General features: G+C 38.4%; 21 protein-coding genes and 1 pseudogene. 7 read left to right on the forward strand and 15 right to left on the reverse strand.

The features are described 5' to 3' along the window. Window positions 1-42: 42 nt before the first annotated feature. Together LEP1GSC202_RS02840 and tpx are read left to right on the forward strand one after the other, a co-directional pair. Entirely contained in the window at window positions 43-1,179 is a 1,137-nt protein-coding gene (locus tag LEP1GSC202_RS02840) for an LBF_2804 family protein (protein ID WP_015676131.1), read from the forward strand. A gap of 39 nt (window positions 1,180-1,218) precedes the next feature. Further along, the gene (tpx, locus tag LEP1GSC202_RS02845; protein WP_015676275.1) at window positions 1,219-1,734 is read left to right on the forward strand and encodes a thiol peroxidase; all 516 of its coding nucleotides are present in this window, start codon (window positions 1,219-1,221) and stop codon (window positions 1,732-1,734) included. Here the strand turns inward: tpx and LEP1GSC202_RS02850 are convergent. From LEP1GSC202_RS02850 to LEP1GSC202_RS02860, 3 genes are all read right to left on the reverse strand, one after another. Further along, window positions 1,718-4,027, reverse strand: coding sequence for an ATP-binding protein (locus LEP1GSC202_RS02850; RefSeq protein WP_015676238.1), 2,310 nt, complete (start codon window positions 4,025-4,027; stop codon window positions 1,718-1,720). The genes tpx and LEP1GSC202_RS02850 overlap by 17 nt on opposite strands. Beyond that, window positions 4,024-5,115, reverse strand: a complete 1,092-nt coding sequence (locus tag LEP1GSC202_RS02855; protein WP_015676316.1) for a metallophosphoesterase — start codon at window positions 5,113-5,115, stop codon at window positions 4,024-4,026. The genes LEP1GSC202_RS02850 and LEP1GSC202_RS02855 overlap by 4 nt, the downstream gene beginning before the upstream one ends. A 75-nt stretch (window positions 5,116-5,190) precedes the next feature. Then, complete coding sequence (locus LEP1GSC202_RS02860; RefSeq protein ID WP_015676137.1) at window positions 5,191-6,384, reverse strand: CaiB/BaiF CoA transferase family protein; 1,194 nt, start codon at window positions 6,382-6,384, stop codon at window positions 5,191-5,193. 78 nt (window positions 6,385-6,462) lie between these two features. On the opposite strand from LEP1GSC202_RS02860, the gene LEP1GSC202_RS02865 reads away from it, so the two are divergent. Then, window positions 6,463-10,722 (forward strand): beta strand repeat-containing protein, encoded by a 4,260-nt coding sequence (locus LEP1GSC202_RS02865; protein WP_015676259.1) that lies wholly within the window; start codon window positions 6,463-6,465, stop codon window positions 10,720-10,722. Window positions 10,723-10,761: 39 nt separating this feature from the next. Here the strand turns inward: LEP1GSC202_RS02865 and LEP1GSC202_RS02870 are convergent, their stop codons facing one another. Continuing rightward, window positions 10,762-12,624, reverse strand: coding sequence for a sulfatase (locus tag LEP1GSC202_RS02870; RefSeq protein ID WP_015676289.1), 1,863 nt, complete (start codon window positions 12,622-12,624; stop codon window positions 10,762-10,764). After that, a complete protein-coding gene (locus LEP1GSC202_RS02875; protein ID WP_015676194.1) occupies window positions 12,621-13,010 on the reverse strand; it encodes a DMT family transporter in 390 nt (129 codons plus the stop codon). The genes LEP1GSC202_RS02870 and LEP1GSC202_RS02875 overlap by 4 nt, the downstream gene beginning before the upstream one ends. A gap of 47 nt (window positions 13,011-13,057) precedes the next feature. Here LEP1GSC202_RS02875 and LEP1GSC202_RS02880 point away from each other — a divergent pair, with 47 nt between their 5' ends. After that, window positions 13,058-13,897, forward strand: a complete 840-nt coding sequence (locus tag LEP1GSC202_RS02880) for an alpha/beta hydrolase (protein WP_015676207.1) — start codon at window positions 13,058-13,060, stop codon at window positions 13,895-13,897. Window positions 13,898-14,076: 179 nt separating this feature from the next. Here LEP1GSC202_RS02880 and LEP1GSC202_RS02885 read toward each other — a convergent pair whose 3' ends face one another. Together LEP1GSC202_RS02885 and LEP1GSC202_RS02890 are read right to left on the reverse strand one after the other, a co-directional pair. Further along, window positions 14,077-14,493: a type II toxin-antitoxin system VapC family toxin gene (locus LEP1GSC202_RS02885; protein ID WP_012389839.1), complete on the reverse strand. Its 417-nt coding sequence runs from the start codon at window positions 14,491-14,493 to the stop codon at window positions 14,077-14,079. Continuing rightward, window positions 14,471-14,731 (reverse strand): ribbon-helix-helix protein, CopG family, encoded by a 261-nt coding sequence (locus LEP1GSC202_RS02890; protein WP_015676161.1) that lies wholly within the window; start codon window positions 14,729-14,731, stop codon window positions 14,471-14,473. The genes LEP1GSC202_RS02885 and LEP1GSC202_RS02890 overlap by 23 nt, the downstream gene beginning before the upstream one ends. Window positions 14,732-15,072: 341 nt before the next feature. Here LEP1GSC202_RS02890 and len point away from each other — a divergent pair, with 341 nt between their 5' ends. Continuing rightward, a complete protein-coding gene (len, locus tag LEP1GSC202_RS02895) occupies window positions 15,073-15,744 on the forward strand; it encodes a Len family endostatin-like outer membrane lipoprotein (RefSeq protein ID WP_425256010.1) in 672 nt (223 codons plus the stop codon). Between the two features lie 148 nt (window positions 15,745-15,892). Here len and LEP1GSC202_RS02900 read toward each other — a convergent pair whose 3' ends face one another. From LEP1GSC202_RS02900 to LEP1GSC202_RS02930, 8 genes and pseudogenes are all read right to left on the reverse strand, one after another. Then, window positions 15,893-16,798, reverse strand: coding sequence for an LEPBI_I2678 family protein (locus LEP1GSC202_RS02900; protein WP_015676134.1), 906 nt, complete (start codon window positions 16,796-16,798; stop codon window positions 15,893-15,895). Window positions 16,799-17,088: 290 nt separating this feature from the next. After that, a complete protein-coding gene (locus LEP1GSC202_RS02905) occupies window positions 17,089-17,490 on the reverse strand; it encodes a hypothetical protein (protein WP_015676105.1) in 402 nt (133 codons plus the stop codon). 279 nt (window positions 17,491-17,769) lie between these two features. Further along, a pseudogene (locus tag LEP1GSC202_RS20150) lies at window positions 17,770-17,960 on the reverse strand (hypothetical protein); the annotation flags it as partial. A 314-nt stretch (window positions 17,961-18,274) separates the two neighbouring features. After that, window positions 18,275-18,982: a YqjF family protein gene (locus LEP1GSC202_RS02910; RefSeq protein WP_015676243.1), complete on the reverse strand. Its 708-nt coding sequence runs from the start codon at window positions 18,980-18,982 to the stop codon at window positions 18,275-18,277. Between the two features lie 192 nt (window positions 18,983-19,174). After that, the gene (locus LEP1GSC202_RS02915) at window positions 19,175-19,516 is read right to left on the reverse strand and encodes a type II toxin-antitoxin system PemK/MazF family toxin (protein WP_015676103.1); all 342 of its coding nucleotides are present in this window, start codon (window positions 19,514-19,516) and stop codon (window positions 19,175-19,177) included. Continuing rightward, window positions 19,503-19,751 carry a hypothetical protein gene (locus LEP1GSC202_RS02920; protein WP_039928073.1) on the reverse strand — a complete coding sequence of 83 codons (249 nt, stop codon included), beginning with the start codon at window positions 19,749-19,751 and terminating at the stop codon, window positions 19,503-19,505. Before LEP1GSC202_RS02920 ends, LEP1GSC202_RS02915 begins: the two co-directional genes overlap by 14 nt. Window positions 19,752-19,965: 214 nt before the next feature. Next, window positions 19,966-21,393: a dihydrolipoyl dehydrogenase gene (lpdA, locus tag LEP1GSC202_RS02925; protein ID WP_015676221.1), complete on the reverse strand. Its 1,428-nt coding sequence runs from the start codon at window positions 21,391-21,393 to the stop codon at window positions 19,966-19,968. 42 nt (window positions 21,394-21,435) lie between these two features. Next, window positions 21,436-22,176, reverse strand: a complete 741-nt coding sequence (locus tag LEP1GSC202_RS02930; protein ID WP_015676307.1) for a class I SAM-dependent DNA methyltransferase — start codon at window positions 22,174-22,176, stop codon at window positions 21,436-21,438. Window positions 22,177-22,253: 77 nt separating this feature from the next. Between LEP1GSC202_RS02930 and LEP1GSC202_RS02935 the strand changes: the two genes are divergently transcribed. Continuing rightward, window positions 22,254-23,447 carry a hypothetical protein gene (locus LEP1GSC202_RS02935; protein WP_015676209.1) on the forward strand — a complete coding sequence of 398 codons (1,194 nt, stop codon included), beginning with the start codon at window positions 22,254-22,256 and terminating at the stop codon, window positions 23,445-23,447. Beyond that, on the forward strand, window positions 23,448-23,963 hold the full coding sequence (locus tag LEP1GSC202_RS02940) for a chemotaxis protein CheX (protein ID WP_015676211.1): 516 nt from the start codon (window positions 23,448-23,450) through the stop codon (window positions 23,961-23,963). The last annotated feature ends 4 nt before the right edge of the window (window positions 23,964-23,967 follow it).

Raw genomic sequence — 23,967 nt, forward strand, 5'->3', positions numbered from 1 at the left:
CATGGAGTGGGAGTCCGAAATCAGATTCCGGTTGCAAAAAAAATGAGTACAGATCGTTACAAACCAGGAATTTTAGAACAATGGGGCCGCAGGGTCCTCATATCGATACGGACATCCACCAAAAAAGAGGAACACAAGACAGAAACGGGTTTTTCTGATTTTTCGAAAAAACTCATTTTTTGGGGGAGTTTTTGGTCGTTTTGGATTGGTTTTTTTCCTTCCGTTCTCTTTGTTTACCTTTCCTATTATTTACCTTCCTTTTCATTTGCCAGCCTTTCCGACATTTCCTACCAAGGAGTGTTTGCTTTCCTTACCTTACTGACCATCATCACTGTCTTCGAATTCTATTTACTCTTTCGGTTGGGGTTTTACCTCTCGTACCAGATGGCAAAAGCTGCCGACGTTGCACTTGCTGACGAACCCGAACTCATCACACCCATCCCAGGGATGATGGCAAGACTCGTTTTGGAAATCCCTGATCCAAGGATTCGCCTGTATGGAATTGATCCATACAAACACTTAGATGAAAGAGCCTTGTTTTTTAGAACCGTGTTGTATAAAAGTAAAGTATTCCTTTCCAATATCTTCGCAAAATTTTTGTTAAAGGTAATTTTGGGTAGGACAAGTTTACGTTTCCTCATTGAATACGTTTCTGGACCCATCACAGGGATATGGGATGCAGTTACGACTTATATCATTCTTTTTGAATTAAGAAAACGAATCATAACAAGGAAATTGGCTGATTCATTACTCATCCAAATCAAATCGAAATCAAAGAATCCAAAACTCATTGAATCGGTGTTACGTTCTGTAGCACTTTCGATTGTGTATACCAAAACATTCCATCCTAATTTTGAATATTTGCTTTTTGGTCTTCTTGGGCTTTTACCAAATAGAGAAACATTACAAAACTTAGATGATTGGGAGGGTTTTGTTTTGTCTCTTGAACCATTAACAGAAAAAGAAAAACAATGGCCAATTTCGATTTTTGCTATCTGTGCTTCCTTTGACGGTAAACTCAATACCGAAGAATTGAACGCATTTTCAGGACTCAGCGAACATTCACCCACTTGGATTTTGGACCGAGTGCGCCATTTGAGTGCCACCATCCAAAAGGGAGAACTTGCAGAATCTTTCCACTGGATGGAAAAAATCCTTCCACAAGAAAGAAACTCTTAAGAGAATGAACCCTAGTCTAAAAGAAACATAGGAGAAAATATGGCACAAGTTACACTCAAAGGAAATCCCGTTCCTCTCGAAGGATCCATCCCAAAACCTGGAGACAAAGCTCCTGATTTTAAAGTCGCCAAACAAGATTTAAGTGATATATCCCTCAAAGATTTAGCAGGTAAGGTAAAAATCCTTGTTGCGGTTCCGAGTCTCGACACACCTGTTTGTGCCATCGAAACAAAAAAATTCAACGAAAAGGTCGCAAAAGAAAATGGGATCACCACACTGATCATTTCTGGTGATTTACCCTTTGCCATGAAACGTTTTTGTTCTACAGAAGGCATTAACTCAGAAAACCTTATCACTGGTTCACAATTTAAAGACTTTTCGTTTTCCAAAAACTATGGCACCCATATCTCTGGTGGACCACTTGCTGGATTATCGGCAAGAGCTGTTTTTGTTGTCGATAAAGACGATGTGGTTCGTTATACCGAACTAGTTCCTGAAATTGGAAGTGAACCTAACTACGATACCGTACTTGCAGAAGCTAAGAAACTTGTTTAGATAATGTATGGATTTGGCAGGGAAGGTTGTACTTCTCTGCCAGTCTTTGAATGTTTGTTACCAAATCCTCATCAAAACTAAAAAACACCAATTTCCAATTTTCATCTGCATTTGCTATGCATTGTAGGGTATATTCCAACGCGGCATTGCGCCGAACATTGTCCATATGACGAAACGGTTCATCTAATAATAAAAAGGGAACATTAAATTGATTTCCGATGCGAAAGGCATATTCCAATCGTAAGACAAAGGATATTTGTTCGCGTGTTCCCGTTGACAATTGGCCAAAAGAAAATTGGCCTAACTTCGGATCTGTTGTGACTTGGATTTCCTCAGAAAACCCATTCCATTGGATTTGTTTGGTTGGTATCGTACCTTTGATGGCATCCATTCTGTTTTGTAAGGAACGCACAAGAGAAGACATTTTATCTGTACTCTCTGCCTGCATTTCAGAAAAAATCCCAACCAGGACTTCAAAGGCTTGGAAATTTTTTTCCAATTCAATTTTCTTTTTTTCTTTGGACTCAAGATTTTTTTTGTTGTATTCCCATTCTTTTTGAGCAGGAACCATTTGTGATTCTAAAATTGCTTTCCCTGTATCCAATTTTTTTTCTAACTCTACTATCTTTACTTCCAAACTTCGAATTAACTCTGTTAATTCTCTGATTCGATTTTCAAGTCGTTGTTTGGTGGTTCGGTCTTCTGGTTGGAATTGTTTGCCAATTCCCAGTTTCTCCCAATCACTCATTTTATCTTTCAGTTTGAGTTTGAGTGATTCAATTCCATCTGTTTCCCATTTTTTGATTTCTATACCGAGTGAGTCTTCGATGGTTTTGATTTTATCAGCTTTTAGGCGTATCTGAACCAAGAATTCACTAAGTTCATGAAGGGAACTCACACCCAATTTTTGAAGGAGGGAGGATCGCTCTTTTTCCTTCTCTTCCAAAATATCTTTTTCCTTTTTCAAATGGTTTTCTTGGATTTGGATTTCTGTCTCGATTTTTGAAATCAAATCGATTACATTTTGTAATTCTAATTTCTGTTTTGTGTAATCCCGTTCGTACCTTTGAAAACTGGTAAACAAAGAATCTAAAAGGAGAGAATCTGGTTTCCATTCCCCTAATGTTTTGATTTCCATTTCACTTGCAATCCGTCGGATCATTTCATTCCATTTGGATTCATCCTTTTCCAGTTTAGTTTCTTTCATCTTCAATCCAAAGAACAAAGATAGACCAAAGAATAATCCTAATAGAATGAATAACCAATTTCCTAAATCAGAAAATAGAATCGAAATCAATGTGACCAAACACAAAAAAATAGAAACAATCGCCAAACTTCTGTATAGTGGATTCCATATTACTTTAGGAACAACAGGAAAATCATCTTGGAATTTGCGAAGGTTTTCTTTCCAAGATTCAAAAAATGGGAAATAGGATTCTAGTTTTTGGAATTTGGTTTCTAAACTGGATCGATTTGATTTGGCAGAAGTTTTTCCAACTTCTAATTCTCCTATCCTTTCTTTGGTAGCTTCTATTTTTTGATTGTTTGCTCGAATGGATTCTTCAAGTAATTTGATTTGTTTTTCAGAATCATTTTGTAAAAATTTTGATTCAGATTTCCTCTCATGAGACAACATTTCCCATTGCAAAATCTGATGATACACTCGATCTGCATCTGCATGGAGTTCTTTTTCTTTTAACTCATCAAATTGTTTTTGGAATACATTTTTTTCAGATAAAAGATTTTGAATTTCTGTTTTTTTGTTTTGTCTTTCCAATTCCAAACTTGGCAATTCCGCAAATTGGTTTGAAATTTGATTTAATTTTCTTTCCGATTCATCAAATTTACGTTTGGCGGCATCTAACTCCGATAATGCTAAATTCCAGTCTTTAACTACTTTCCGATTTCCGGTTTTTGTAACTTGGATCTCTGCCTGTTCTTTTAGGTGACCTGGATTGAATCCACTATCAAAAATGGATTGTTCAATCACTGACGTAAGCTCACTATCAGAACCTACCTCCATATTCCCTTCCCTGATGACAAGTGAGTTTAAAAATAAATTCGGTGTGAGAGTTTGTTTTTCGATTCCTAAATCAGAATTTCGATTTTCTTGGTACCTTTCATTTAATAATTTTCCATATTTTTTCGTGCCGGTAACTTTCACCAGGGCCGAAACAAATGCATCTAAAATTGTAGTTTTTCCAGATTCGTTTGGACCAGTAAAAACAGTGATTTTTTGAATGGGAAATTCTTTGGAAGAAAATATTCCGAAGTTTTCTATTTTCAGTTTCATTTTACTTTTCCCCCATCCAGGATAAACCGAATGCCAGTGACACGTGTATGCCGCCAAAGACTTGGGTCCATTTGGTTTTTTCGTTCTTCCATTTTGTCTAAAAATTGTTTGATGAATTCATTTTCAGAAATATTTTGTAAAACATAAACTTGAGACTCATCTGGATCAAATTCACAAATTCGAAATTTATGTTTCCATTCACGTTCGATAGTTTCTTGGAATTTTTGTTTTCCGTCCATTGAATCCACATACCCAACAAATCGAAAACAAACCCAATCATTGGGTGAAGTATTTACCAAATATTCATTGGCACTAAGTTCTGGATTTCCATCGGTATCTAAGTTAACAATGATTTCTCGGTATTCCCCGGCAGATTTCCATGAAATGAATTCTGTTTGCAATTTCCCATCTTTTATTTCAAGTAATATCCCACCTCTTGGACCAAACTCTCCCTTCCGCCAAACACGTGAAGATCCCGCATAACCAACATTACATTTCCCAACATTGCCAAAACGATGTCTGTGGAGGTGACCAATCGCCAAATAATCTAAGTCTAAAATTTGTAAAAGATTTGGATCCAAATAGGAACCACCTTCTTCTTCCTCTTCTTGTAGTCCCGTAAAACTCATCCCAGAAACCGTTCCATGGGCAAGTCCAATCCTTATTTGTGATTTTTTATGTGGAGGGGGTGATAATAAAATTTCGGAATAATTTTCTTGGTGGGGGATCGCAATAAATTCAATCCCTGCTTCTTCAAAAAAAGAAAATGGAAGTGAGTCAAGCACGATGACTTTCTTCGACCAATCGTACGCTGAATACGTATTTTCATTTCCTTTTTTTTCTAATACTTCGTGATTCCCTGGCAAAAAATACACAAGTCCAGAATAGGACGAAACTACTTTGATAAACTGCGATCGTAAGGTTTCTAAATCGGGAAATCGATTGAAAACATCTCCACAAAAAAGTACTCGTTCACATCCTTTGGATTCTGCAGTTTCAAAAATTTCCTTTAGGACGCTTAAGGAATAGGTCTCTTCGTCTTTTGTAAAGGAGGAAAGGTGGAGGTCTGATACTTGTAAAAACTTCATATGGCTTGGTGTAAGGGAGAGTTTACCTCTCCCCTAGGACAAAGTACAGAAGTTCGATAAAAAAAGCAAGATTCGTTAGATGACTCTGTCTTTTTTGAACCCCGAAATACTCTCTTTGGAAAACCCCAATTGGGTTAAAATTTCCTCCGTATGTTCTCCGTGTTCTGGTGGGTCATTACGGTAAACAAATGGAGTTTCCGAAAAATGAAACGGAGATCCAAATTGTAGGATAGGACCGTATTTTGGATGATTCCTTTCGATTACCATGCCTCTTTCTTTCATATGAGGGTCTTCCGATACTTCTTTCATGTTTAGAATCGGAGACAAACAAGCATCGGTGTTGTCAAAAATAGGTTGTAAGTCGGCAAACGTTTTGGATTTAAAATAATCAGTTAACTTTTGTTTAATGATAGGAAGGTTCTCCTCAACCATTGGAAGTTCCTTTGTTAGATTTTCCATCCCTGCTGCACGTAAAAATGTTTGGAAAAACATATCTTCTAAAGCACCTAGTGCCACATACCGACCTTCTTTGGTTTCATATACATTATAATTTGGTAATTTACCAGAAAGGATATCATTCCCAGCTTCTGGTGAAACACCTGATGCAGATAAAATCCCACCATAGAGAGAGATGAATTGGACAGAAGCATCCGTCATCGAAATGTCGATCTTTTGCCCTTTGCCAGTTTTTTCTCGGTAGTACAAAGCGGCAAGGATGGCAGAAAGAGCCGTAAGAGTTCCTCCACCCACATCAGCCATTTGGAAACCAGCAGGTCTTGGAGGATTTCCCGTTTGATCGAGGACACCAGAGATCGCCAAATAATTCAAATCATGACCAGCAAAGTCTACATACTTTCCACTTGTTCCGTAACCGGAAATACCACAGTAAATCAAACGTGGGAATTTTTCTTTTAAGACATCATACCCAATTCCCATTTTATCCATACCATCAGGGCGAAATCCTTCCAACAGAATATCAGCATCTTCTAATAGTTTGAATAAAATCTCTTTGGCTTGCTCTCGTTTTAAATTGAGAGTGATGGCTTTTTTGTTTCGGTTGAGCATCATAAAGAGAGCAGGGTAACCTGTTTTCCCTTTGAACATAGCCCGAGATCCGTCGTAAGCGCGGGGGTTTTCAATTTTAATGACGTCTGCGCCCATGTCCGCGAGGTGTTGGGAACAAAGTGGCCCAGGGAGGAGTAAGGACAAATCGACGACTTTCACGCCAGAGAGAGGGCCTTTTGCATTGGGGTTTGTGTTTTGGTTCATCTTGTTTTATTGCATTTCCTGGAAATTTTTTTCTGATTTTGGGCTTTTTTCTCGTAGAATAGAGAGGGAGAACCCTAAATGGGATGGATTAGAGGGCAAATCGGATTCGTGTTCAAATCTAAATTCTCCATTGCCCTCATTCTCCTGACCTCTTCCTTATTCTCTTGCCAATCGGTAACTCCTGTTAATCTACAGAGATTGTTCGGCTCATTTTTTGTCCAAGCGGCCGGCCAAGGATCTGTGATTTATGAAGCTCCAAATTTTTTATTCACGAGTGAAAACGGAAGACAAGCAGAATTCATACTTCGTTTGAACATTGAACCAAACAGTTCAGTGAGAATTGGACCAATTACCATCTCCGACCCAACAGAAGGGGTATTATTATCCGATACATTTATCGATTTTACTCCAGAAAATTGGGACGATCCACATACAGTCCGTTTGGCGGGTGTTGATGATCTATTGTCTGATGGGAACCAAACGTTCCGAGTACAATTAGGAAGTATTTTAACATCTGACATTCGATTTTCAACTCAAAGCCTACCAGTTCTACTTGTGGTTAACACTGATAATGAATCTTCTGGTGTGGCTGCAAGTCCAGTATTTGGACTCCTCACATCTGAAACAGGAGAAACAGGCCAAATTTATTATGTATTACAAACAAGACCCATGCAAGATGTTTACATTCGCAATTTTGTATCAAATGATACAACGGAAGCAACTGTTGAATCCGTTGAGCTTGTTTTTACACCTAACAACTGGGATGTGCCTCAAGCAGTCACTGTGACAGGGGTGGATGATTTTAGCGTTGATGATAGCACATTCCAAATCTCTGCCGACCCAACGATTTCCTTTGACCCAGCGTATATGGGTAAGGTTGTACCGATCATCACAGGAACCAATGTAGACAATGACATCGCTGGGTTTACTGTTGTGAACTTATCAGGTTTAACAACAACAGAATCTGGAGGTGCTGTGTCGTTTGGAGTGGTATTAAACACACTTCCTACTGATACCGTCACCATTCCTTCTATTGTGGCTACTCCCAGTTCGGAAGCCGTTGTTAGTCCAAGTTCTCTCAGTTTTGCCCCTGCGGAATGGTTCACTCCGAAAATTGTTACGGTCACAGGAGAGGATGAATTCATTGTAGATGGATCACAAACAGTATCCATAGTTTCCAGTTCTGCCTCATCAACTGACTCAGATTACAATGGTTTGGCGGGGCCGGTGTTTCCCTCCGTTACCAATACTGATAATGACGTCCCTGGTTTTATTCTTACCTCACCTGGAAGTTTGACAATCTCAGAAAATGGTGGTATTCTCAATTTTACAATACGACTTTCTTCGCAACCCCCTCCTGGTTCCACAGTAACCCTAACCGGAATTAACGAAAATAATGCCATTACAAATGTGAATACAACAAGTTTGGTATTTACCAATGCCAATTGGAACATTGATCAATTCATCCAAGTCACAACAAATAATAATTCCATAGACGAAGATACAAGGACTGTGACATTACAGTTTGGCTCTGTGGATACGGGAGGAAGCGCTGATCCTATTTACAATGCAGTCTCACCTCCCACACAAATTAGTTTCTTTGTAACAGATGATGATACGGCAGGGATCACTGTGACACCTGTTGGTGGGCTTGTCGTACATGAGAATGGAACTCCCTTTACAGAAACATTCACAGTAGTTTTAAATTCACAGCCAACACAAACTGTGAACCTACCAACAGTTTCCTCAAGTAATACTTCGGAGATTACCGTATCACCATCATCATTATCATTTACGGCAGCCAACTGGAATACACCCCAAACTGTCACCATTACATCTGTGTTAGATGGTACAGATGACGGTGATCAAAATGTGAATATCAATTTTGCAAATTCAACATCAGTAGATCCAAAATACAATTCCTTATCAATCCCCTCCGTAACTGCAATCAATACGGATAGCAATGAACCCTTGGTGCGAATCCAAAACTTGTCTGCTTCTTCCATTGTGGAAAATGGAACTTCTACCATAACATTCGAAATTCGTTTGTCTTTAAAACCAAATGCAAATGTCGTGATTGGACCCATCATTTCTTCTGATGGTACGGAAGCTGTCTTGCTTAATAGTTCTTCTGGAGTTGCAACTTCTCGCACACTCACTTTTACTCCCACAAACGGTCAAGTGGGAAGTTTTACGGGGAATACGAGTGAAAGTGGATGGGACGTCCCACAAATCATAACAATTCGTTCTGTTACAGATTCCTTTGATGATGGAAATATCCCTGTCACAATTCATATTCCACAAGCGAATGGATCTTATTTTACAGGTTTGTATCCCACAGGAGCAGTTCCGGGTTATACGGATACAAACGGGAATTTGGTGGTCACCATAACTGACAATGATACAAAAGGATTTACTTTTTCCACAACGACTCTAAATCTAACGGAAGGAGATGTGGATGGAACGTTTACCCTTCGATTGAATGCAGCCCCTTGTGACACACCAGGAAACTTGGCATCCTGTGTAAGTGGTTCTGTCACAATCCCGATCACTGCCGAAACATTTTCTTTGCCTGATTCTACACAATACAGTTTTTCCCCAGCCGATCTTACATTCACTCATACAAATTATGGGACAGCTCAAACAGTCACGGTTTCAGTGGTAAATGATTCCATTAATGAATCTAATACTAGGACTCATACACTTACGTTAGGTGCCATTTCTGGCTCAGGAACTGATTACGATGGGTTGAATCCAAGTGATGTTACAATCAACATTACGGACAATGACAACCCATCACCTAAAATTCTTTTCACTTTGGATACTGGACAACCATACTTTACTACAGAGTCTGGATTTTCTACCTTTTACAGTTTACGATTGGGGAGTGAACCCATACCAGGAAATTCTGTAACCGTAACATTAACAACTTCTGACACAACAGAAGGTATGATTAATGACAGCGGAACTCCTGTTAGTTCAAAACAATATGTTTTTGATGAAACGAATTGGAGTACTTCAGTTCCTGTAGAAATCGTGGGGGTGTCAGATATATTGAGCGATGGGAATACCAACTATACCATTACAGTTACAGGTGCCGAAACAGGTTCCTTTCCCACGTGGTATGATAGTTTTGTGGGAAGTAATGGCACGGCAGCTAATCTTGTCAATTTCAGTGTATCAGAAAATCCTGTGACTGTCATCACACCACAATCCATGGTTCGCGCTGAAAATGCTGCAGCGTTTTCAATTTATATTTTACTAAGCCAAGCACCGACTGATGATGTTACGATCCCCATTTCGATCCCTTCTAGTTTTCCTTGTACTTTGTTAACGGGACCAATAGTCACACAGTTCACAATTTCAACAAATAATGTTACCATCACAAATGCTAACTGGAATACAATTGGAGCACACAATACCATCACTGTTACACCATTCAACGATTCGGTAGATGATGGAAATGTAGTTTGCCCGATTGTTGTCGGAGTTCTTTCCTCAACGGATGGATTTTATAATGGTGTAAACCCATACCCTTCGGCAAATTACCCCGAACTCACATTAAATGACAATGATTCCGCAGGCATCACCACATCAGGTTTTGCACCTACCACCGTCATCACTTCTCAATCAGGGGCAAGATCTGAGTTTTACATCCATCTCAATTCACAACCAACAACCGACGTTTCAATCAATTTCACAAGCACACCTGGAGGAATTGTCTCCTTTCCTACAGCTCCATTGACTTTCACTCCAACTAATTTTGCCACAGGACAATTGGTAACGATCATTGGCGAAGACACAACAGATGTGCTGGATGCAAATTATAACATCAACACGCAAATCAATTCAAGCGAAACAGGAACTGGATTTTCACCATCCAATATTTACAGTGCACTCACCCCTAGCTCCATACCTGGTGTCCACATTTACAATCTGTACGATATTATACCGTGTACGGATCCAAATCCTATAGCAGCTTGTGGGACAAGCCCCAATGTTTCAGGAGGTCTAGTCACTTCACCTAACTTAATCACAACGGAATCTGGCGGCCAGTCTCGTTTTCAAATCAGGCTACGTGCACGACCAACCTCAAATGTAAATATTGTTGTATCAAGTTCCAATGTTGCAGAAGGCACCAGTTCACTTTCAAATTTAACGTTTACTTCCGCAGATTGGAATACTTTCCAAAATATTGTGATCACTGGCATCGATGATGGTTTGGTGGATGGGAATGTATTATATTCGATTTTGTTTGGGTCTCTAACAGGTGGTGGGACAGGTTTTAGTGGAGAAACATTACCAAATCTTTCTGTCACAAACCAAGACAATGATTGAATCCAATTCGGAAAACAATCTCTCCACAACAAGGATCAATTATTGCACATAGCCTTGTTTTTTTAAAATGTCCAATGCATCGGTTCCTAACTCTTGTTTGTTTTCGTATGATTTTTTTTGCCCACCTTCCTTCCAAAAATGTACCTTTGTTTCCGGGTGGATGATGGGTCGAAAGGATTGCGATTCGTATAACAGATCACAGTCTTTAGAACAGGCCGATAGATTCACTCCAAAATACCCAATATGGATCTCTGATTTTGCTACTTGTTTTTTTCCCATCCAAATTTTGAATTCAGGAAAGCTCACGTCAGGGTATACCTCAAAACTAATTTGAAAAGGAACCTTTTCTTTTGTTTGGAGTTTTACAGATCTGCCTTTTTCCTCTGCTAACACATTGGAAGGAAGATTTGCCAATCGAATGATACCACTTGGTACTGAGATCTGGATTTCGGTATCTCCTAGATCTGGATTTACCCAAAGGTGATACAATGGAAGTTTTGGTTCCATCGAACGAATTTGTTTCCAAAACCGTTCAATCTTTTTTTCTAATACGGCATTTAACTTTAGTTCACCGATAGAACCCATGTGGTTGATCCGAATGGGACGTTCTTGATTGGGATCGGTAGTTGTATCAAAATATAAATAAAATTCATTCCCAACTGATCCTTGCCAAAACTTTCCCAATTCATGAAACCGGTAAGACCTTTGTAATAAAAACTCTTTTCCTTCTCCATACCCTTGCGTAAATCGAGTTTCACCGTAGTACGTACGTTTGTTGGTTTCTTCTCCGTCGATAATAGGCCGTAAGGACAAACCATGGATCGATTTTGGTATCGGAATGCCGATATAATCAAGAACGGTTGGATATAAATCAATTGAGCGAGTCAGAGACTGAACTGCTTTTTGTAAATTGGATTTTGGTAATTTGATGAGAAGAGGCACATGGATATTTTCTAAAAATAAGTCCTGTCCATGTCCATAATAGGTATTGGTGCCCGTAAAAGGAGAAATGGCATGTGAAGAATGCATCACTTCCCCATGATCGGCTGTAATGAGGATAAGTGAATTCTCCCAAAGTCCTTTTGTTTTTATGGATTCAAATACCTTTCCCAGTTCTTCATCCACAAAAGCCACTTCACCCAAATAGTTTAACTTTCGTTCGTCCAAAATTTCCTTCGTTTGGATTCGATTGGTAAATCCAAGGGGAGGTGTATAAGGTTTGTGAGGGTCATTGTAATTCAAAAACAAAAAGAATGGATTTTCTTTTGAAGAAATTTCTTCCAAAACTTCCAATGTTTTTTTTGTGATTTTTTTGGTATCTTCACTGTAGTTGGAATAATCGTATAACTCATCAAAACCCACATCGACACCGAGTCCGTACTTATCAGTCAAAAATGGATTATTTCCCACCATAACAGTGTTATATTCTAAATCTTTTAATACTTTAGGCAGTGGTTTTTTCTCAGATCGATAAAAGGCTTGCACTTCTGATTTTGTCGTAGGGTAATCCCAAAAATTAACAGGATTGGCAGAAGCATATTTACCGGTAAAAAAAACAAGTGTGGATGGCCTAGTCCAAGCAGCATTCACTAAGTGGTATTGGAACTGGATTCCTTCTTTGGCAAACAATTCCAAGTTTGGTGTTACATTGTAATTTCCAATGATATCTCCACGTAGGCTATCAATTACAATCCAGATCACATTCGGTTTTGATTGAGAGAGATTATTGGTTATAACCGATTTACTTTCTTTATCAGACTTCCCTTGTTCCAAACTTAGGTTCGAAGCAGAATTTTCTTTTTTGCAAAAAGAAATGAGAACAAAGAAAAATAAAATGGAAACAGAAAAAGAAGGAATGCGATTTAAATTTAAGAAGTTTTTAAAAAAGCGATTCGAAATCAAGAGTTAACGTCAAACATCTGCAAGGCGGTAAGCCATACACCTACTAAAATAAATGAAATCCCGAGCCACTGCGTAAAATTCAATCTTTCTTTGAAAAAAATAGAAGAAGCAATCAGAACAATGATAAATCCACTGGAAGTGAACACTGGATATGCAAGTGAAAGTTTTAAGCCTTTACCCAAAACATAACGATAACCAAGAAGAGCCAAACCAAAACTGGCAAGACCTGCGATGAAGTAAGGATTAAATACAGTGAATACAAGTTTCCAAAACCCTTCTCCAGGTAAAACTTGTTTGTCTTGCATAGAAGATGTTTTGATTAAAATATTCGCCAATGCATTGAAGAATACAGCTATACAGAAGAAGAGGATGACTTGGAATTGCATGGGATAGAGACAAAGTCCGATGGAAATCGGGAAGGGTCAAATAGAAAATGAAACCAAAATCCTTTCGCTACAAAAATTGGGAAACTGCTTACTTAGATTCAGAAACACCAGGTCCTACACTCATTTTTTGTCATGCCAACGGTTACAGTGCCGGTTGTTATCAGTTTTATTTTGAACGATTGAAAAAACACTACCGTGTCATAGCACCAGACTTTGTTGGGCATGGACGTTCTGAATTCACATTGCAGTTCAAGAATTGGAATGTATTTCGTGACCAAATCTTAAGCCTACTCGAACACGAACAAATCACAAACACAACCATCATTGGCCATTCTCTTGGAGGTGCCTCATCGCTTCTTGCGGCAAAAAAAGAACCTCAGAGGTTTCAAAAAGTATTGGCAATGGACCCTGTTATCCTTGGTTGGAAACTCATATTACTTTCCAAATTTTTAGAAAATCCCCTCGCCAAAGGTGCCAAAAAAAGAAGGACCCATTTTAAATCCATAGAGCTTGTTAGGCGGTCGTTTCGTAAATTTCCTGCCTTCGCCAATTTTGAACCATCTATTTTCGAAGATTACTTAAACTCTTGTTTCATCCGAACAGGCCAAGACGAAGAAGTAAAACTTCGATGTGACCCTAGAGTCGAAGCAAAAATCTTTGGGCATGCCCACTTCCATGTCTTTAAAAATTTCTACGGAATCAAAACCGAAAACCATATTGCGATCCCAGAAACATTCGAAGTCTGCAGTCCGAAGTATGCGAAGTTACTAACAAATGTACATCCTAAATCAAGTGTGTCCATCTTTCCAGGTTTCACTCATTTTTTCCCCTTCGAACGACCAGAAGAAACATGGAACTGGATGAAACAAAGATTAGAAATCAATTGAAACATTGATTCAAGTTACTCTTTCAAGAAAGAGATAGGGCGCCTCGCACTTGTTTGGTGTCGGTTACTCTCATTCCAAAAGCGACCGCGCTTTCCGCTCCAATCTTTCGCTTTGCGAAAGGATTTCCGCTGCAATCGCTGGCGCAATAGAAAATGGATCTATTTGGCGAACGAAATTTTTTATACATGATACAGATTTCGTAAAAACTTTCCTTTTACAGTTTTGTAAATAGAAAAATCAGAATCTATGCTAATGATATTTTCATATTCAAATTTTTCTGCAATACACATTAAGGATGCATCAGCCAAATCCATTGGTAAGTCAGAATATTTTTTCATCCGACTTTTAATATACTTCAGATCTTCAATACTAAGATTAAAGATTTGGATACCACCTCGTTCAATCCATTCCAAAAAATCAGATTGCGCTTCAACTGAGAAAGAAAGTAGGTATATAACTTCTGTTACCACAGGCCAGGAAGAGATCAATTCTCCCTTAAATGATTTCAAATATTTAAGAATTGATTTGTGAAACTTGTCTTTTTCGTTAAATAAAGCGATGATGGGACCAGAATCAATGAGTGCTACGTTTTTCATTTTTCTTCCGTAGGTTATCTTGCAGGTATTTTTTTCGATTTTTGGCTAAATCAACCTTTCCGGAATTATGTTTTCCAAATAAATCTGAGCCCAATTCAAACGGAGTTTTACGATGCAATCGATTCTGTAAATATTCCAAAATTGATTGTTTTACGATTTCTGTTCGACTTTTCCCTTCCGATTTTGCAAGCGAATCTAATTCTCTTTCCAAATCTGGTGGGAGGCGTAAACTAATCATAATACCAAAATGTACTACATATCTGTCTTACAGTCAAATCGTATTTTACACTTTTCCTGATTTTTTAAATTTTCTTTCTGCTTATGCTTTGTTTCGATTTCATCCAAAACAAAACCCTTCCTCGGACAGGCATTAGGCGAATATCATTCCCACTTGCATCAAAGCTTGCACTGCCTCCTTCCCATCGCCAAATGATCTCTCCAACTAACTAGTTTATCATCATTCCCCCAAGTTTACCTACTCCTCAATTTTTTCCGTTTCCACTAGACTATTACACCAATTCCTTCTTGCCTCCTTGAAACGCTTCTCTCAAATTTGATCCTATGAAACACGGCAAACAAATGAGACCTAACGGTATTTCTTGGTATTTCTTGGTATTTCTTGTTTTTTTTAGTGCTCTCTTAGGCGCTTGCAAAACTTCGAAAGAGAATAACGACGACACCACCATACTCGCCATACTCCTCGCACACTCGGCTTCCGCTCCTTGTTCCACAAGGTGTCATATGTTTTTATCAGCAAATACACCTCGTGGTTTTATTGGTGCAGGTGGAATTGTAGGTGCTGATGCAGTTTGCAATGGTGATTTAAATAAGATCAGTGGCAAAACGTATAAAGCCATGGTATCCGTTCCTGGAGTGAGAGAAGCACTCGGCAATCCGACGGGTACAATGACTTACACCGATTGGGTATTCAAAGCCAATACTTTCTATTCCAATAGCATTGACACGTCCAATACAACGGGTGCAACAACCACTTCCAACCGAATCTTTAGAGATTCCAATACCACCATGCAAATGAATTTTGCCCTTGGAACGAACGGAACTCGGTTCTGGACAGGGATGACGATCACAGGAGGAAACTTAGCCAACGATGTCAATTGTACAAATTGGACTAGTTCCAATGTAGGAGTGAGTGGAGTCACAGGAGTTGTGGGTGCAAGCACAACCACTCTTGTGGAAACGACAACTGACACCTGTAATGTTGCAAAGAAAATTGTTTGTGTAGAGCAGTAGGTTCCCAATTTATAAACAGGAGTCAGGTGGTGGTCACTTGACTCCTGTTAGTTAGTTGCCCTACTTTTGTATGAGTAAAAAAACGTTTCCTCTTTTTTACATTCACATTGAGTTCGAGAAGCAAAGAAGCGGATATTCGGTCAGTCGCCTATGATTGGTTTAAATACTGTTTTAAGTCAAATACTTGTTCACAGTGATGAGCTAGGTAACTTGATTGCAAAAATTTTGATTCCTCCAATTTTTTGGATATGAATTCAGGAAGATGTATCCAATAAAATGTTGTTCGATTTGTTTTTTCATCCATCGTTCCGCAAATGGCTCCCACTCCACCACCAGGAATTGCAAATACCTTCGAACCTGGAAGTTTTGCAACTCTAGTGACTGAAGCTGTACGAGAAGTATTAAAATCTTTACTATAGTAAAAACCAGAAATTTTATAATACCCTTGTGATAAGTTTGCTTCATCTCCATAATCGCCACCTGGCCTTTGTTGTCCTGCAGAAGTATTTTGTATCGGATTCCCATTTGCATCCGTGGCTTCGTAAGTAACATTTGAAACTTTTTCAAATTTTACACTTACAGGTAATCCTCTATCGATATCTCTTTTTTGAACGTAAATACGATTGCTTTCACTGTTGAGATTAACTTTGAAATTCGACTTTTGGTCTAATTCAACCTCAACCCATCGATTATAGTGTAAATAAGAACCAGAAAAGTAATCTACAGCAAACCCAATTGGAGCACCAACAAGGAAAATCAAATTCCATCCAAACAACATATGTATTTCTTTGGTAACTTCAATCTCCTTTGGTTCAAAACCATCCTTCTCTATCCTTAGCTTATATTGTCTGTTTGGACCTTTTTTGGGAGTATCGATTAAACTTGCACCAAACGTTTCCCCAATTTTTTCGCCATCTAAATAAATATGACTATCGGCGGGAGCTTTGACAAAAATTGCCTGCATACCATCATCCCTAGCACTCATCGTAGCACAGTTGTTAATGGAAAAAATGAAAGCAATTAAACTTAAATGAACTGAGATTTTTTCAAACATTTTGGAAGTCCTCTTATCTTCTAAAACTAATGAAAAAACCGTAATTTACAAATAAGTCAAATGTTTTTAAAATCATAGAAAATTCTAGTAATCGAATCAACATTTCTAGCTTTTCTCTATGGAAAATAGTAATTAAAATCAGGTTAACGAAATTAGAAATTTCCAGATTCAAAGAGGTAAATTAACCTGAATTATTAAAAAAAATAAATATATAAATTATGGTCTCTATACTGACTCCCGAAGTAGAACAGTTTGTTCCTGCTTTTCGACATTGATTCCGAATCGTTCATTCATCCTCCATCCCCCCACCTTCTCTCCTCAACTTCAATCAAATCAACACTTCTCGATACCGGCCCACAATACAATAAACTGATTGTAAATAAGATTAGATTCGGTTCCAAAAGATGCCGAAACGATATCGATTTCCCCCTAGTCTCTCCTTCTGACAGTTTGATTTCCTGAATTCCTTTTTTTGTAATCTGAATGGAAGGGCAAACGACTTGGTCTTCGCTTAAAAATTCACATTTGTTTGAACCATAAGGAACAGTCGGATTCTTTGGATCATACGGTTCTCTAAATTGAAAGCCATGATAAATTGTTAGATCACTTGTTTGGCAATAAAAGAACGAGGCATCGCCATACCTTAGTTTAGTGATCGCATAATACTCTCCCAGTTTTAGAGGGGTTGCCATGGAAGGATCCGACGGCCGAAGATTTGCTTTTTTTATAAGATGGTCTTGCGGGGAACAATTGTAATCCCCATGGCATTCATTTGGATCTTGGAAGATTTTTGTTTCTACTACTACATAGAAGAAGAAGGGTCAGGAGAGATAAGGAAATGTATAGGTATTTTTTCACTTAGTTTTATTTACATTTTATAGTTAGGTTTCGAAACTAAATCTGATTTTTGATCAACTTGAAATATTCTAAAATTATATTCACAGGGATAGGACAAGTTCCTAGGTAAGAATTTATTTATGATAAAGATTTACAAACTCATCAAAAATTTCTTTCCATTACTAGATTCATTCAAACATTATTCTTTCACTTTTTGTAAATCAAACCTTTGGCTCTTTGCAACGAGTAAAGCTTGGTCTAAACATTCACGTGCGTTAAAAAGCAAGTAAGAAGCAAGTCTATCTTTAATACTATCAGTATTCGAATCTTTCCAATTGCATTCGGATAGGTGTAGAAGCTACGCCATAGTCTTTCGCAATTGAGGCAGTATGAATTTCATTGTAATGCATTAGGTGCAACAAGATTCTCGATGCAGTTTTATTTCCAAATATACCATCAAGTATCATAGCTGATTTGTATAAGTCTACCAAAGAGTATCAATTAAAAAATAGTCTATATATGCTAAAAACTAGTCCATAGAGTGAGGTATCATACCGGGATTAGTGAAATAGCACAACTTTAATCTACGAAGGAAATTTTGAGAATGGGCGTAGCTTACGAAAACTCTTCCCATTTCTCTCATAACCAAGCTAACACCTGCACACCTGGCGAATAATGAGTAAGATCTGGTTTTAAAAAATCGGTGAGACCATCAAATGCCGTATAACAAATGTTTAGCTTCTGAATATCCACTTGGAACAATTCCCAAGGTTTATGGTGCACATCCAATGCAGTTTCATACGGATCCTTCCCCCGATACAAAGAGTACCTTTCTGTGAGCCAAAGTTCCCTTGGGTTTGGATGTTTGATCGGATCTGTGACTTGGAATTCCAGCTCTATCCGGGACCGTTTCCCATTCAGATGGTACGTATTCTTTGTTCGTTGGATTTTAGAATGCTGGTATGGTAAGCCCGATGCCAAACGTGCAAACAAAGTCGGGATCCATTTTTCCGCTTCGATACTCAAAAAATACACACCAGGTTTTCCGTCTTTTTTCACATAAGTACGTAAATTCACTTCGCGGAAGGTAGAAAGGATTGGGATGGGAAACGTAAACCTTGGATGTACCTTGTCCATGGTAAAGGCAACAACAGAAATCCAATGATTTCCATCAATCTGATCCAATTCCAAATGCCGAGGAACCAAGGAACGGAGAATATTTGGATCCACTTGGTAGTGTAAAAAAATCACATCATTCCATTCCTGGTACCAAAACCAAGGTTTTGCTGGTAAGGGCCAAGGCCTGTGGCCTATCGCATTTAAGATGGAATGGATTGGATCATTCATAGGAAAAGAATTTGTGATACTTACAAAACAACTTCCCTAAGTTGTCCCACCCTAAAGTTTGGGAAACTGGGACGTTTGGGACTTGCATTAAGCTTACGCACGCTAGGCGAATTCCAAAAGAGAATTTACTACAGGCCGAGCAAAGTTTTGTGCCGAAGCATAGTGGTAAGTCGTTGTTATGCGTATTGCCCATTAGTCCAGAGAAAGTACTAATTTGATTCCATCTTCAATTTTTTTCATATTTTTTGTTTTCAGATGTGATGCTTTACTAATGAATCTGTCTCGATCAAGAGTAACAATTTGCGAAACATTTACGATCGAATCTTTCGAAAGATTTGATTCCTTTCGACTTAGCGGCACATTACCAGGAGCCTTCGCTAGATTCAAATTTGTTGTCAATGGGACTACAACAATTGTATTAATATTACTTTCGTTAAAGGCATCGTTTTGAACGATTAAAACAGGTCTATTAAAGCCAGGTTCACTTCCAAAAGGAATTCCTAGATCGACCCACCAAATTTCACCACGAGTCATTTTTAAGACTCTTTCTTAGATTCGTGACAGACATATTCGATATAGGGTTATCAACTATATTTATATTATGCGTATACACTTCATTTAATTTGTCAGTTATATTTTCTTTTGAATGATTTTGAATGAATTCTTCGATAGCTTTTGCGAATAATTGACTTCGAGGAATACCGAGTTTTTTTGCAGTATTTTCAGCAGATAGGAAGAGATCATCTGGTATAGAAATAGCTGTCTTCATGTAGTAAGTATAACTGGGGTATAACCAAGTATCAAGTGCTTTTTCAAGCGATCGTCTTTTTTTCTTAATCAAATCAGAGTCGTACCCATGTCCTGAGGCATTCATTTTGGAAATTAAACATAACACTTTCTAAACGAGAAAGGAATCCATTTCTAAAGGACAGATGAAACTCCAATTGAAATTGACCCCTATTCCTTTCCTTTAGCTTTTACCCTTATATATTAATCGCCTCACCAAGAACAGCTGCTGCACTTTCCATAATCCCTTCTGCAAGTGTGGGATGGGCATGGATGGTACTCGCGAGTTCCCTCACAGTGATTTCCATATTCGCACCTAACGTTAGCTCTGCAATGAGTTCGGTTGCTCCTGGTCCTATGATATGTGCTCCTAAAATTTCACCATGTTTGGCATCCGATACAATTTTTACCATACCAGTTGTATCCCCTTGTGCCTGCGCGCGACCACTCGCAGAAAAAGGGAATTTCCCCACTTTGATTTCATGACCCATCGCTTTTGCTTTGTCTTCACTTAGGCCCACACTTGCCACTTCTGGATGGCAATACGTACAACTAGGAATGTATGCATAATTCAATCGCTGGATTTGTATATGGTGAGGATTTCCTAATCGAATCGAAATATCTTCTGCGGCACGTATTCCTTCCGCGCTTGCCACATGAGCAAGAGAAGGAGTTGGAATACAATCACCTATAGCATATATATGATCAACCGTCGAACGGTAGTTACCCGTATATTCAATAAATCCATTTTTTAACTTTATCCCAATCTCATCCAGTCCAATCGAACTTGTGTTTGGAGAGATCCCAACACCAACGATCACCTTATCAAAGTTTAATTTTTCTTTTTTAGCGGAATTTCGATCTTGGATGGTGAGTTCGACTCCTTTCTCTGTAACATTAGCCGTTTCGACACCAAAACTCAAATACTGTTCGATGCCTCGTTTTTTAAAACTTCGTTCCAAAATACCAGAGATTTCTTTGTCTTCATTGGGTAGGAGATGATCCTGGAATTCTATGATACTGACTTTAGATCCCATACTCGCATAAAAATCCGCAAATTCGACACCGATGGCTCCTGCACCAATGATGGCTAAATTGGGAATGGCCTTTGGTTCTACCATCGCCTCTCTTGCGGATAACACACGTTTGCCGTCAAATGGTAAAAAAGGAAGGGCTTTGTTTTTCGCTCCCACTGCCACAATAAAATAATCTGCAGTCAAAGTAGAAGTATCGCCTGTTACTGATTTCACTTCGATGGTTTTAGAATTTAAAAACTTAGCATCTCCGTTTACCACAGAGACCTTGTTTTTTTTCATTAAAAATTCCACACCCTTTGCCATTTGGTCTGCGACAGAACGGGAGCGTTTGATTACGGCTTCAAAATCCACTTTGATATTGTCAGCAGAGATTCCAAATTTCGAAGCTTCTTTTAGATGTTCTAGTACATGTGCGCTTTCTAACAAAGCTTTGGTGGGGATACAACCCCAATTCAAACAAACTCCGCCGAGTTTATCTCGTTCTACGACACATGTTTGTAAACCGAGTTGGGCTGCACGGATGGCGGCGACATAACCACCAGGCCCTCCTCCAATCACGATCACTTGGAAATGGTTTGAATTGGACATACGTTCTCCCGCTAGAATGAGATACCGTACAAAAAAAGAAAGTCAAGACCTCTTTTTGGCGACAATGAGCATCCGTGCACCTGTTTTGATGTATTTTTCGCCATCATAATTGCTATACACATTTAAGATCTCGAATTTGTTTTCGTCTAAGAAATTTCTCACTTGTGGAAAATGAAATACTCGCATCGTATGTTTGTCTTTTAAATCTTTCTGATTTAAATTATATACATAATTCACTTCGACGATGGCAACATCATCTGCTCTCGTTAAACGAAAACCCCTATTCCTTCGAATGGATGTTGTCCCTTGCCTCACATTACTCACTGTAGTGATAGGTTTTCGTTTGATTCTGTGAATTGGGTCGGCATTCCAAATCTCAAGTACGAGTAGGCCCGCTTGTTTTAAATTTTTGTAACAATTCCTTAAAAAATTTTGGACCAAATCATCATTGACTAAGTAGTTAAAGGTTCCATACAAACAAATCACACCATCAACAGGTTGTTTTGCAACGTATGATTCCATTTTCCCAACTTCAAAGGAACAATGAGGGAATCTAGCTTTTGCAATCTCTAACATTCTGGGTGATCCATCCACCCCATGAGGTTTGAAGCCCATACCTTGTAATTCTTTGATGTGTTCGCCCGTGCCACAACCAATGTCGAGTACGGTGTAAATTTTATGTCGCTTGAATGTTTCTCGTAAAAAAAGGATTTCTTCTGAAAACTTACGGCTAGGTTCTTCGATGGTAAAATAGTATTCTGCTAATTCGGAATAGAGTTTCATTTGCTCCTAGCGGAAAAGGAAAATCAGTTTAGCGAATCCCCATTTTACCCGTTATATTAAGTAACGGCCAAGGTACCATGAAACGATATACAATTCCTACAATTTTTTTTGCTATTGGTGTGACCCTTCAAACGCTATTCTATTTTTCTTGGGTGGACTTCACCCTCCTAGCTGTTTCTTGCCTACTCCTCACACTTTTTTTATACAGTTTGGATTTACAATCCTATCCAAATTCCAAACAACCGACTTCCTCTTTCCAAACAGAAACCATTGCAAGTGAAGATGATTCCCAAACATTACAAAAAAGTAATGTAGATACCGAAGTTGTTTTAGATACCAATGTTTCCCATGGTTCCGTTTTTCCCGAAGTTTCCACAGCGATTGATGACTCCAATGATGAAACGAAAGGTTTTAAAACAAAAGAAATTCTTTGGAAAGTGGATCCAATTTTTTATGCTAGGGAATCGGTACGGTTAGAAGAACGAAGTTTATTTTGTGATACAATCAAAGAATTCCCTTTTTCTTTTACTAGCCCCAAGTTATCGTCAATCCAATATGTTTATTTTGATGGAACCGATTTTAAGGAATGTTACTGGCAAAAGTCGGAGATGTTAGTAGAAACCGATGACAATCCAGTGGAATGGAATGAATGGGAAGAAAGCCAAATCAAAGAATCTTTACCGGCCATTTCCAAAAACAAACGAAAGTTATATGTTCCATTAACCATAAACGCTAAGTTGTTTGGATTTTTATGTTTTACTTCCAAGGAAGGTTGGTCAAACGAAGACATACAAGTTTTCTGGGAAGAAACAACCAACTTATCAGAAAAAATCCTTTTGAAACGTGAGTATGCAAAGGTCACCAAACACCCTTTTACAAAGCTTTATACTGTTTCCCATTTTTACCAATTGGCAAAAGCTTCGTTTGAAGCTTCTGAAAAAAAGACATTGGTGCTATTCAAATTCATCGATACAAATTTTCAATCGGAACTTGCCATTGGCCTCAACCAAATGGGAATCAAACATTCTGTCCTTGGCATCGGACTTTTCCAATTAGAAGAAAATTTGTATGCAGCCCTCATTCCGAACGAACGTCTGGAATCATTTTCATCCTTCTTTCAACAATTCATTGAAGAACTGGACCAACTTGGTTATCCATCCGAAGTAGCATTGGGATATTCCAATCCACTGATCCCTGATTTAAAGTTTGATGTATGGATCAAAAAAGCATATAGTTCTTTGGAAGAGAGTATCCTCTACAACGCTGCTTAAATGGATCCACTCATTGATGAAAAATTCATTTTAACGGTTTCTCAAGTATTACCGGATCATTTTTACAAAACCTTACTCGTGTTTGCTGAAAGGGAAGCATATGGCCCTTCAAAAAACGAAGGACTATGCTTTGAAAACTGCACACTTGTTGAATTTGTAGGTGATATCAATGGCAAACTCTATTTAGCACTTGATGGTTATACAAAACTCAAACTTTTACCAAAAATTGCAAAAGCCTTTCAAATTGATCCAACTTCAAGGGCACATTCTTCTTCCATCATGATGGAATTCGCCAATCAAATCGCAGGAAATTTAATTACAGAAATGCGACTTGGCCGTTACGAAATTGATATTTTGCCTCCAGAAAATTTAAATCACAAATTGATTCCAATCTCTCTCGAACACTTTCGGCAATACATTCTGATCTTTAATTTAAAAGACCGCCGTGGAGACGAATATATGGGTCGATTGTATTTGATTTTATTGTTGGAAAAATTCCCTACTCCTCAAAACTAAAGAC

The organism is Leptospira yanagawae serovar Saopaulo str. Sao Paulo = ATCC 700523 (assembly GCF_000332475.2).
GTDB lineage: Bacteria > Spirochaetota > Leptospiria > Leptospirales > Leptospiraceae > Leptospira_A > Leptospira_A yanagawae.